Raw genomic sequence first — 11117 nt, 5'->3', positions numbered from 1 at the left:
TCGACCTGCTCAACGACGGCTATTTTAAAGGATAGAGGATAATCGCGTTGGGTGCGTTTGAACTCAGTCATCATCACGTTCTCCGGATTTAAGTCTGGAACGTGTCAACGCTATTCAGGACGGGTCATGACCGATAAAAAAGCCTGCAATGTGCAGGCTTTTTCATTCTGCTTACCAGACCGGCATCTCATCTTGCAAGAAGGGATTATGCAGACGCTCGTACCCGAGCGTAGAGAGCGGGCCGTGGCCAGGAATAAAGGTCACATCATCGCCAAGCGGCAATAATTTACGCTTAATGGCGTCAATCAACTGGGTGTGATCGCCGCGAGGAAAATCGCTGCGCCCGACGCCACCTTTGAAAATCACATCGCCGGAGATCAGCAGTTGCGACTGTTCATCAAAGAAAACCACGTGTCCCGGCGTGTGTCCCGGACAATGTAACACCTGTAACGTCACATTCCCCACGCTGACGCGATCGCCGTCGTTCAGCCAGCGATCAGGCGTCAGCGGCTGACACTCATCCAGACCAAACATGCGGCTTTGCGCCGGCAGTCCTTGCAGCCAGAACTCATCTTCTTTTTCCGGACCGATAACAGGAACGCCGTAATGCTGCGCCAGTTCACTCGCCGCGCCGACATGATCGAGATGCCCATGCGTGAGTAAAATTTGCATCAACGTCACGCCGCTGGCGTCCACTTCCTGTTTAATTTTTTCCGCGTCGCCGCCCGGATCGACCAGCGCCGCCAGCCGGGTTTGTTCGCACCAGATTAATGAACAGTTCTGGGAGAACGCGGTGACCGGAATAATACGATAGTTCATACTGCTCCTTTGATTAAGCCTCGCTGATTACCAGTGCCGCGCCGGCCCGGTATCAATATGCACAAAGTTACTACGTGGGTAATATCCTACACCACCTGCGCGCATAGATAACGCCGCTTTGCGAATATTGCTCAGTGCCACGCCCTCAATATGAAAATCCATCGCCTGCCCTTTTGTATGGTAGCTTTTTTTCGCTACGCCGCTGCTACGGGCGCGTAATTCATTATTGGTATCAAGAGAACGGTAGCCTGAGATGAGCTGCACAGGTTTACGCGTCCCTAACAGCCCCTGAAGTCGGTAAAGTTGGTCAAACAGGCGGGGATCGATTGATCGGACTTTATTCGCGCGATAATCACGGAAAAAATGGTTTAACTTTGCTAATTCATCCTGAATGTAGGCTCTTCCATCGAAAAACTCCGCCTTGATTGACTCTCCGGTATGGAGATTGTTTAACGTCAAAATGCGCGGGCGTGGGGTCGAGAGTGTGGCAAACGCTGGCGCGGGCAGGATGGCGGCGCCGAGAGCGACACCACCAAGCGCCAGCAGCTTGCGGCGATTAGCGTCAAATTTGTCCATGATAATCAGGTCTACAGGTCAATGTTATCGTTAATACACTTCTACCTTTAAGCAGACATGATACCGGCTGGCACAGACTTCTGAACGGCCCGGTCGACTTAAAGGTTGTTGTATATGCACTTCTGGCGCACGAAAGGCACCTTAACTTCCGATAAAGCCCGCGTCAAGATGGCCCTCCCCCAGCCACAACGGGGGTCTACAGCGAAACGCCCCGTTGAAGCCAAACATTAGGACAACATATTTACCAGAACTTCTTCATTTACCTGATTAATTGTTCAACCTTTGGCACAATTTGTGCGCTGGATCGCGCTGTGAGATCGTAATTGTAAATATCTGTACGATATTGCATACGTCCATCTGCGCCGACAAACGCGGTCAGATAGTAAAGATTTACTGGAATGTTCTGCCGGATATTGACATACCGCGTGTCGCCTTGCTTCAGGGCGCCAGAGATCCGCGCATCGTTCCAGCCAGCATCCTGCAAGAGCATATTCGCCAGTTCAGAGGCCTTATTGACCCGCACGCAGCCGGAACTTAACGCCCTGGCGTCACGCTGAAAGAGAGTATGGTTAGGCGTATCGTGCAGATAGATCGCATCTGAACTCGGCATATTAAATTTATAACGCCCCAGCGAATTGTGCGCGCCTGGCGCCTGCTGGAAACGGAACGGAAGATTCGATGGCGTAATGGTGGCCCAGTCAACCTGCCACGGATCGATCGCTTCTTTGCTGTTCCAGCCGCGCATCACGGTGTAGCCATGGCGCTCCAGATAGCCTGGGTCATTCCACACCTTCGGTAAAATGTCTTTACGCGCAAGCGTGGGCGGAACGTTCCACGGCGGGTTCACCACCACATTATTCAGCGCGCTGCTCATCATCGGCGTTTTACGATCGGGACGCCCGACGATCACCCTTGAAGCCAGCACCTGGTTGCCATTCTGATAGTAGACCAGCGAATAAGCGGGAATGTTTACCATAATACCGGTAGAGAGTTCCGCCGGCAGCAGGCGTAAACGTTGGATATTCAGTGCCAGTACGCCTGCGCGTTGCGCGGGGGTCATATTAAGCCAGTTACGCGTCGCCGGGCCAATAACGCCATCCGCCCCCAGCCCTTGCCATGCCTGAAAACGCTTTACCGCCTCGACCAGTTCACGATCGTAGGCGCGTGCCGCCGGAGCCGACTTACTACGGCGGGCCGTTGGTTCGTCGACCGGCTGCGCCACCGATGTTTCGTCGACCACGGCGGAGGGGCTGACGACGGCGCTATCAGCAGTGTTATCGCCGGGTAAGGCTATCTTTGGACCGCCATCCAGCATCCCCGTACGCTGTAATATTTCGCGCAGCGCAGGCACATCGTTACTCCATTGCCCCGGGCGCAGCGTCGCGGTATTGGCCAACTGCGGCCACGGGCGAGAGTCCGCCACCAGCTTCAGCAACGCGTCATGCATGGGCGCATACTGTGGATGCTGCGGCGCCAGGCTGGCGACAAACATCGGCAACTGGCCCTCTTCCAGCGCGATTTGCCACTGGTTAATCACCGAGACTGGCGGCGTCGCCAATGCGTAAGGTTTGTTGCTATATAACCAGCGCTGGCCTTTGACGGGGATATTCGCAATGAAATGGAGATAGCCCATCATGGCGTCTGACAACACAACATCGCGCGCCATACCGTTTACGGCGGGATTGGTCAACAATGCCACCCAGGCGGTAAACTGCGGCTGGAATCCGGCAATCGCCACCTCCGCCAACTGTTGCTGGAAGGCTTTCACCGCATCGCGATTATCCCACATGGGCTTCATGTCGCGCGCGGCATACAGCAATGTCAGTTGGCTCATATAGACCGGCGTATAGCCGGAAGGAAGCTGCGACTGTAAATCAGCCCGGACTTTCTCGGCTGAAACGCCCTCCGGCAGCGGCTGAATCCCGGCCATAATCGCCGTCGCGGCGGATTGCTTCTGCGGCCCAGCCTGATCCGTCGCGGCAACGGCGCTATCGCCAGGTATCATTTCAGGCTCATCGGCCTGCGCATTGAACAGTGGAGCGAATGTTACGGCCAGGCATAAACTGATTGCCGACAGACAACGACCACACATCTTATTAAGCAACATCCCTTGCCCCCTGTTTTCGTTATCATACTCCGCATGACTGCGCTGCCCGCAGCGCGGGTCAACCGCAACCAATGCTTTTGTTTAGTATGACGAGTCAGCCTGCTCACTCGTCAGGCTTAACTCCAGTATATAAAGTTCGTTACGTTTTTGCCTAACCTAATGTAAAGAAGTTTAAAGAAAATGCACTACCCGGAGAGATTTTTCAGATAAAGAAAAAGGCGGCTTTCGCCGCCCCAGGCTAATGATAAAACAGAACTTGTTGTGCCGGATGGCGGCGTAACCGACTTATCCGGCCTTGCCTGATAAGCGAGGCGCCATCCGGCACGTCATCGTTTCTGCCGTGTTTAACTCGCTTCTGAAGGCGTATCTTCCGTCTGCGTACCGGGAAGCGTTTCCGGAAGCTGCGGCGCAAAGCCACGCAGCCCGACAACATGAACATGCTCAGTATTCTGAAACACTTTACGCACCAGTTTATACGTCGTGCCCTTCTCCGGACTGATGTTTTCCGGCGCAGCGATGATGAGCTGCATCTGCAAACGTTCACATAGTTCAAACAGCGTGGCAATAGAGCGCGCATCCAGACGCGCCGCTTCATCGAGGAACAGCAGGCGACATGGCGAAATATCTTTCCCGCGCAGTCTGCGCGCTTCGTCTTCCCAGCTTTGCACCACCATCACCAGAATTGACATCCCGGTCCCGATAGCTTCCCCCGTTGATAGCGCGCCGGATTCCGCACGCAGCCAGCCGTCGGACCCACGGTTAACTTCAACTTCCATTTCCAGATAGTTACGGTAGTCCAGCAACTCCTCGCCGATGGTCTGCGGCGTGCGTTGCCCCATATCGATCTGCGGATTCAGACGCTGGTACAGTTTCGCCAGCGCTTCGGAGAAGGTCAGACGATTGCTGTTAAACAGATCCTGGTGCTGCTCCTGCTGTTCTGAAAGCACATCCAGCAAGGTGGCATGCGTTTCACGCACGTTGACGTTTAACCGCACGCTATTCACCTGTCCAAACGAGACGCTTTGCAAACCCTGGTTCAGCATACGGATACGGTTCTGCTCACGCTGGATAGTTTTGCGGATAATGTTTGCCACGCTGCGGGAACTGATCGCCAGCTTTTGCTCACGCGATGTCAGCTCTTCCGTCAGACGGCTCAGTTCAATCTCCATTTGTTCAATGGCTTCAACCGGATCGTCGGTACGAATAATATCCTGACGAATACGTTCGCGCAGATGCTGGTAAACGGCCACAAAGAACTGGATTTTACGTTCCGGGCGTTTCGGATCTTCCGACAGACGCAATACGTCGCGCAGATGTTCGTTATCCGCGACGGCCAGACGCAGCGCGCCCAACGCCTTATCCGACATGGAGCGCAGTTCATCCGCCGACAGATAAGCCAGCTCACGACGGTGCAGACGGCGTTCCACGCCATTGTCTTTCACCATCCGCATGACTGCGCACCAGCCGGCTTTCGCGGTCACGACCTGCTCGCGCATTTCATGATAATCACGCTCCAGCTTGCGCAGCTTGCGGGTCAGGTTCTCCATCTCCGCTTCGCAGAAGGTGAGCGCTTTCTCAAGCTGATTGCGACGCGAACGGTTATTACTCAACTGAGCGTGCAGTTCATCCCGACGCTGGCGGGCGCGCTCTTCCGCCCCGCTGTCGGCGCGAACGCCAATATCCTGTAATTCGCGCTGCAAATCGTTAAGCAGCTCTTTTTTCGTGTCGTAAGAGCTTTTTAGCGAGGCCAGAACCTGGCTGTACTGACTTAACTGCGCGGCATGGCTGCGCAGCGCTTCGCGGGCGCGGGTACGCTCGGCTTCCGCCTGCTCCAGCCGCTGGCGCAGCTTTTCGTTGAGATCGCTGTTGCCGCTCAGCATTTCCGCCGAGTCGGAATAGCTGAAATGCGCCCGACGTTCGACAACTTCAGCCAGAGCAAAAGCCTGCTGGCGCGCGTCGCGCTGCATTTGCTGCGACCATGCATAGTCTTCTTTTAATTGCTCAAACTGTTCCGGATCGCTTTGCAGAACGGAAACCATTGGCTCCAGTTTGGCTAACTGGTTGCCATATTGCTGCACAAATCGCGCCGCTTCCTGCGCCTCATCCAACCGCTCCTGAATTTCATCGACCCGATCGGCCAGCGTTTCATCGGCCAATAAATTCAGCCGCGGCAGCAAACGGTTAAGCGCGGAAACGCCCTCTTTCGCCTGCTCAAACTGAAGGCGCTGCTGCTGGTTGTCGCTTTCATGCGTCGCCAGCGCGCGCTCCAGCTCGACGCGACGCCCGTTCAGTCGGCGAATTTCCGCTTCCGGATCGTCCTCAAAGGCAACGGAAAGGTGGCTACCGATAAAACGGCTGAACGCCTGGTGCAAACGCTGGGTTTTCTGCACGTCAAACGAGAGCGTGGCAAAGCGCTCGGAAAGCACTTCCCGTTCCGCATGGAGACTTTCAATACGGTTCTCGCGCGCCGCACGGCCAAAAATAGGCAGCGACGGAAAACGCGAATAACGCCACTGACGGTCGGCAATTTTCACGACCACCGCCTTTTCCAGCTCGTCAACGCTGAATACGCTGTCATCAAAAGACTGCGGATCGCCTTCGATCAGGTACAGATCTTCCGGGCAGTCGGTCAGACCTTCAAGCTGTTCGGCTATTTGCGATAAATCCGGTACGACGATCGCATGGCGCGACGGACCATACAGTGCGGAAAAGTACGGCGCATCTTCAAGGCTGACATCATCGTAGATTTCCGACAGCAGTACCCCGCCAAAACGCTCCGCCAGCGCATTCAAACGCTGGTCTTCCGCGCCACCCGGCTGGCTTAAACGTTCGATCTCTTCATCAACCGCATTTTTACGCGCGCCCACTTCGTCGCGTTCGACAGTGGCTTCGCGCTCACGCTCCAGTAGCTGTTGCAGGTATTCGGTCACTTCCTGGCTGGACGTAAACTCCTCGCCGCACTGTTCGCTAAGCTGGTTCAGGCTATTCTGCGCCGCCAGCCAGACAGGAGCGCGTTGCATCAGATGCTGGATACGGGATTGCAGCTGTTCCTGTTCCTGACGCAAGGCCATACGCTGTTCGCTGGCTGACGATACGCTATCAGACAAGGACGCTATGCGGGCTTCCAGCTCCTGATGCAGCGCTTCCAGTTCGTCAATATCAAAATTTTTGCCCTGTCGCTTACAGAACTCCGCCAGCAGACGTTCCGCCTCTTGCTGCTCACGCAGCCGCTGTTCCAGTTCGCTCAGGCGCATCCGCAACGGCTGTACCTGTTCCGCCAGATGACGCTGGTTCACGCCGTCCCGTAACAGCTCGCGCGCCACGTCCCAGGCTTCGCTACGCGCCAGCGGGCCGTTGATCGCCGCCACCAGCTGATAAGCCTGCTCAAACTGGCTGTGCGCGGTTTGCGCCACGCTCATTTTTTGTTCCAACGACAGCAGTTTTTCCGTAGCTTCCTGCTCTTTTGCCTGGAAAGTATCCAGCCATTCGGCGGCGCTTTCCGGCGTTAGCTCCGGCAAATGGCAAAGTTCTTTAGCGCGGGCAAGCGCTGATATCGCCTGGTTATACTGAATCGCGCGCGTTTGCTGTACATCCAGCGCCTGCTGGTAATCCGCAAGCTGGCTTTTGAGTTCATCGACTTCCAGCTCGGCGGCTTCGGCACGCGCTTCATTTTCGTCCTGCATTTCGGCGGCTTCCGCCACCACTTCATTTTGCTCTTCGAGTCGAATCTGCAGCTCTTCAAGATCCGCTTCGTAGCGTTCAATTTTTTCCTGCTGGCGCAGCGCAGTTTGCACCAGATTCAGGTGATCGCTCGCCGCCTGGTAATCCGCTTCCAGAGAACCTTCGGCGCCGTTATGTTCGCCCAACTCACGGGCCATATCGACGTGCTTATACTGCTCTGCCGCCAGCTGCTTGCGCGATGTGTACAGTTCGCGTCGAAACGCCAACGCCTGATCAAGGTGAACCCGACGCTCATTGGCGTGGCGCATATAATCCGCCGCCACATAATCGGTGGCTTCGCTGATCAAATGCTTAAACAGATCGCGATCGGATTGGGTAACACGAATCGCTTCCAGCGTGAGTCGGTTCTCGCGCAGCGCCGCTTCCATATCCTGGAACGCCTTGCGCACGCCGCTGTTTTCCGGCAATAAATAATCGCGTAGCGATCGGGTAATGGCGCTGGAGATCCCGCCGTACAGCGAGGCCTCTATCAAACGATAGAATTTACTACGATCGGAAGCGGAGCGCAGACGACGGGCGATAATCCCTAAGTCAAACATCAGCGAATGATAATCGGTGATGGAGTTAAACTGCTTAAACTGCACGCCTTCCATCTCGTCAAGCTTGTCTTTCAGCTCAGCAAGCGACAGTACGCGCGCCTGACGTTCGTTTAATGTCTCCGTCACCAGTTGTGTCGGCTGTACCGACATCGGCAGCCCCTGGATAGCGAACGGTTTGATGTCCACTTTGCGATCGCGCCCAGCGACCTGCTGCAGACGCACGCCGACCACCACCCGCTGATGGCGGGAATTAATGGTGTCGAGCATGGAGTAACAGACGCCCGCCTTCAGCTTACCGTGCAGACCTTTATCGCGCGAACCGCTGGTGGCGCCGGCTTCCGTGGTGTTACGAAAGTGCAGTAATGTAAGATCCGGGATCAGCGCCGTGACGAACGCCGCCATCGTCGTGGATTTCCCGGCACCGTTGCCCCCGGATAACGTCGTGACCAGTTCATCCAGGTCAAAAGTACGGGCAAAAAAACCGTTCCAGTTAATCAGCGTTAGCGAGCGAAATTTACCGCGTTCAATCATTATTCTTCCTCTCCACTGTCCGGCTGACTCTCTTCGGTCTCATCATTAAGTTGCAGATGGTTTTCAATGGGCATCGCTTCCCCGTCGCGGATGAGACGACGCTGCGCCTCGCGAGGATCGTCGCCGGCGCGGACATCCGCGCCAAAGCGGAAGACCGATTCGGTAATGCGGAATTTGCTACTGTCGTGGCCCATAAACCATACCATGCCCAAACGACGCAGGCGGTTTAAAGAAGAACGCACCTTTTCCTGCAGTTTCTGACGATCAACGTCAGATCCCGTCGAGCGGTTATTCACCAGCTTTAGCAGTTTGGCTTCGTCCGCAAGGGTAAGCAGCTCGTCGTACAACTCCTGCTGAGTAAAGATCCCTTCGTTGGCCAGACGTTCCGGGCTAAGATAGAGGTAGCAGAGAATTTTACCGACCATCATATCCAGTTCGGATAACACCGAGCGCGGGATAAGCGTGGTAGAACGCGGACGCAGGTAGAAGAACCCCTCCGGCGCGCGAATCAGCTCCACGTTATAACGCGCGTAAAACTCTTCCAGGTATTCCTGAAAATCCATCAGAAAGGCATGATTATCCAGTTCGTCCAGCCCGATGTGGCGGCCCGAACGTAATGCGCTATCCAGCGCCGGAAATAACGGATTCGCCAGCGCCTGCGCCAGCTTAACCGGCATCACTTGTTCAATATTTGTCAATGACATGCGCCTGTACCTTGGCTCCGTAATCATTAATCGGCTGCCATTTGGCTGGCAGTCCGGTGAAATCTGCTTGCGCTACGCCAAGACGTACCGCTTGATCGATAACAATACGCGCCACGTCGAAATGACGCGCGCGCGGGTATTGCGCCAGATACTCGCGCACCACCAGCCCAAGATCCAGTGGCGTTTGTCTGGTTTTGTAGATAGCCAGCTGTTCTTCAATGATGGCCGCTAACTGCTCGCGGATCTCGTTAAACTCTTCATATTCCAGATCCGGCGGCAACTCCCCGGTGACTTCATCGTCACGCAACGCCATCTCTTCATCGCGCATATCCAGCAGACGATCGGCATTCGCATAGGTTAGCGCCCATGGATCGTCAAAATAAGTCTGCACTGACTGGCGCAACCGCTGGGCGAAGACACGGTTTTTATCCATATCGATCGCGGTACGGATAAATTTATGCACGTGACGATCGTAGCCGATCCATAAATCAATAGACTGCTGACCCCAACTGATAATGCGGTCGAGTTTACTTTGTAAGTCAAATACCAGCCTGTCGACAAAATGCAGATCGTCGTGCGTCATCGTGGCATCCTGAATGCGCAGCAGGTTAGCCTGCAGCTTATCGCCCGCCGCCTCCAGCGTGTCCTGCAACTCGCGCAGCGTACCGGACGTTTCGGAAAGCAGCAGCTCACAGCTGGAAATCGCCGCCCGCCAGTCTTTATTCAGCAGTTGTGCGATATCGTCTTTCACCTGCTGCTGCTGTTCATCCATGATGCGCTGGGTGAGATCGATACTGTCGAAAATCTCCGCCACCGAATATTTCAATGGCGCGTAAACGTTGCGATGCCAGTGGAACTCATCGCCACCCTCCGCTGCCGCATCCGCCGCGCGCTTCAATTCGCCGGCCACAATCGACAACTGCATAGAAAGACGCAGCGTAGAGAATTCGCGTTGACGAATGTAGTAATCGGTGATGCCAATCCCGAGCGGGGTTAATCGGTAAATCGCATTGCCTTCAGCCTGCTCGCTGGTAAAGCGGTTCAGCAGACGTTGACGCACCATATCGTTAATCGCGTTGTTCGCGCGCACGCCGATGGTTTCGCTGGTTTGCTCAAACGCATCACTCACATGGCGGAATGCATCCACCAGCTCGCCTTCACTCATCTCGCCGTCAAGGCGTTCGCCGTTCAACGTGGCGACCGCCAGCAGAAAGGAAAGTCTGTCTACCGGCAGCGAGATGGAAAAGTCGTTTTTTCTGGCCCAGGCAACCAGTTCGGGGACTGTCTGGGAAAATTCACTCATAGGTTATCCTTGCATCTGCGGCTAGCGCCGGGCTTTTAATCGCGGTGACATGAATGTAGCGCCCAAGGCTAATATACGGCTCCTGGCGGCAATAACGCGTTTCCAGTTCGACCAGGGTCTCATAACAGTCACGCTGCTGGTGTTTTTCACGCAGATAATCATGAAACACACGCACGCCGGTTTTACCAGTAATCTGCCAGCCAATCGCCTCCAGCCACTGGTACACCTGCGCGGGGTCGCGCGGGTAGTCAGGCGACAGCGTGCGCTTCTTGCGTTTAGGCATCCCCGCCTGCACGTAGTCAAAATTACCCGCCACCATATTGTGCATCAGCAAACCGTTAGCGTTATAGAACATCAACGACAGCGCGCCGCCAGGGCGCAATACTGACCAGAGCGTTTCTAATACGCCGACAGGATCGGCTACCCACTCCAGCACAGCATGAAACAATATCAGATCAACCGGGCTTTCCAAATGCGAAGCGACGTCCTGAGCCGGGCATTGTATAAAATGCATGTCTTTGCTCACACCTTTTGCCTCGGCCGCCTGCCGCGCGCGGGCGATCATTTCACCAGACAGATCGCATAACGTCACCTGATGGCCGCGTTCCGCCATCTTAATCGCCGTTTGCCCTTCGCCGCCGCCGGCATCCAGTATCCGCAGTTTTCGCCCGCCAATCTCCTCCAGCACGCGATCCAGGTCTTGCCACAGAATGGCTTGCCGCAGTTGTCCTTTGGTCGTGCCGTAAATGTTACGGGAAAACTTTTCAGCAATGTCATCAAAATTGCGATCCTGCATC

7 protein-coding genes are annotated in these 11117 nt (G+C 55.2%); all 7 read right to left on the bottom strand.

Going from position 1 to position 11117, the window contains the following annotated elements:
- Window positions 1–171: 171 nt before the first annotated feature.
- Window positions 172–819 carry an MBL fold metallo-hydrolase gene (locus J4650_RS18275; RefSeq protein ID WP_001109471.1) on the bottom strand — a complete coding sequence of 216 codons (648 nt, stop codon included), beginning with the start codon at window positions 817–819 and terminating at the stop codon, window positions 172–174.
- Between the two features lie 27 nt (window positions 820–846).
- A complete protein-coding gene (locus J4650_RS18270) occupies window positions 847–1395 on the bottom strand; it encodes a YcbK family protein (RefSeq protein WP_000357052.1) in 549 nt (182 codons plus the stop codon).
- Window positions 1396–1654: 259 nt separating this feature from the next.
- Entirely contained in the window at window positions 1655–3502 is a 1848-nt protein-coding gene (gene ldtD, locus J4650_RS18265; RefSeq protein ID WP_000925896.1) for a L,D-transpeptidase, read from the bottom strand.
- 344 nt (window positions 3503–3846) lie between these two features.
- The gene (gene mukB, locus J4650_RS18260) at window positions 3847–8313 is read right to left on the bottom strand and encodes a chromosome partition protein MukB (RefSeq protein WP_023993636.1); all 4467 of its coding nucleotides are present in this window, start codon (window positions 8311–8313) and stop codon (window positions 3847–3849) included.
- Window positions 8313–9017 carry a chromosome partition protein MukE gene (gene mukE / locus J4650_RS18255; RefSeq protein WP_000060025.1) on the bottom strand — a complete coding sequence of 235 codons (705 nt, stop codon included), beginning with the start codon at window positions 9015–9017 and terminating at the stop codon, window positions 8313–8315. Before mukE ends, mukB begins: the two co-directional genes overlap by 1 nt.
- The gene (mukF, locus tag J4650_RS18250) at window positions 8998–10320 is read right to left on the bottom strand and encodes a chromosome partition protein MukF (RefSeq protein WP_001288828.1); all 1323 of its coding nucleotides are present in this window, start codon (window positions 10318–10320) and stop codon (window positions 8998–9000) included. The genes mukE and mukF overlap by 20 nt, the downstream gene beginning before the upstream one ends.
- The gene (cmoM, locus tag J4650_RS18245; protein ID WP_001154019.1) at window positions 10313–11116 is read right to left on the bottom strand and encodes a tRNA uridine 5-oxyacetic acid(34) methyltransferase CmoM; all 804 of its coding nucleotides are present in this window, start codon (window positions 11114–11116) and stop codon (window positions 10313–10315) included. Before cmoM ends, mukF begins: the two co-directional genes overlap by 8 nt.
- Between the last annotated feature and the right edge of the window lies 1 nt (window position 11117).

The organism is Salmonella sp. 32120201201600049SM (assembly GCF_017572835.1).
Lineage (GTDB): Bacteria > Pseudomonadota > Gammaproteobacteria > Enterobacterales > Enterobacteriaceae > Salmonella > Salmonella enterica.
Note: the sequence above shows the minus strand (reverse complement) of the source record. Positions and strands in the feature narration are given on the sequence as shown.

What these genes read in the sequence shown, in the direction of transcription:
- cmoM (WP_001154019.1), bottom strand. Translation starts at nt 11,116, where the DNA reads ATGCAGGATCGCAATTTTGATGACATTGCTGAAAAGTTTTCCCGTAAC.
- J4650_RS18270 (WP_000357052.1), bottom strand. Translation starts at nt 1,395, where the DNA reads ATGGACAAATTTGACGCTAATCGCCGCAAGCTGCTGGCGCTTGGTGGT.
- mukB (WP_023993636.1), bottom strand. Translation starts at nt 8,313, where the DNA reads ATGATTGAACGCGGTAAATTTCGCTCGCTAACGCTGATTAACTGGAAC.
- ldtD (WP_000925896.1), bottom strand. Translation starts at nt 3,502, where the DNA reads ATGTTGCTTAATAAGATGTGTGGTCGTTGTCTGTCGGCAATCAGTTTA.
- mukE (WP_000060025.1), bottom strand. Translation starts at nt 9,017, where the DNA reads ATGTCATTGACAAATATTGAACAAGTGATGCCGGTTAAGCTGGCGCAG.
- J4650_RS18275 (WP_001109471.1), bottom strand. Translation starts at nt 819, where the DNA reads ATGAACTATCGTATTATTCCGGTCACCGCGTTCTCCCAGAACTGTTCA.
- mukF (WP_001288828.1), bottom strand. Translation starts at nt 10,320, where the DNA reads ATGAGTGAATTTTCCCAGACAGTCCCCGAACTGGTTGCCTGGGCCAGA.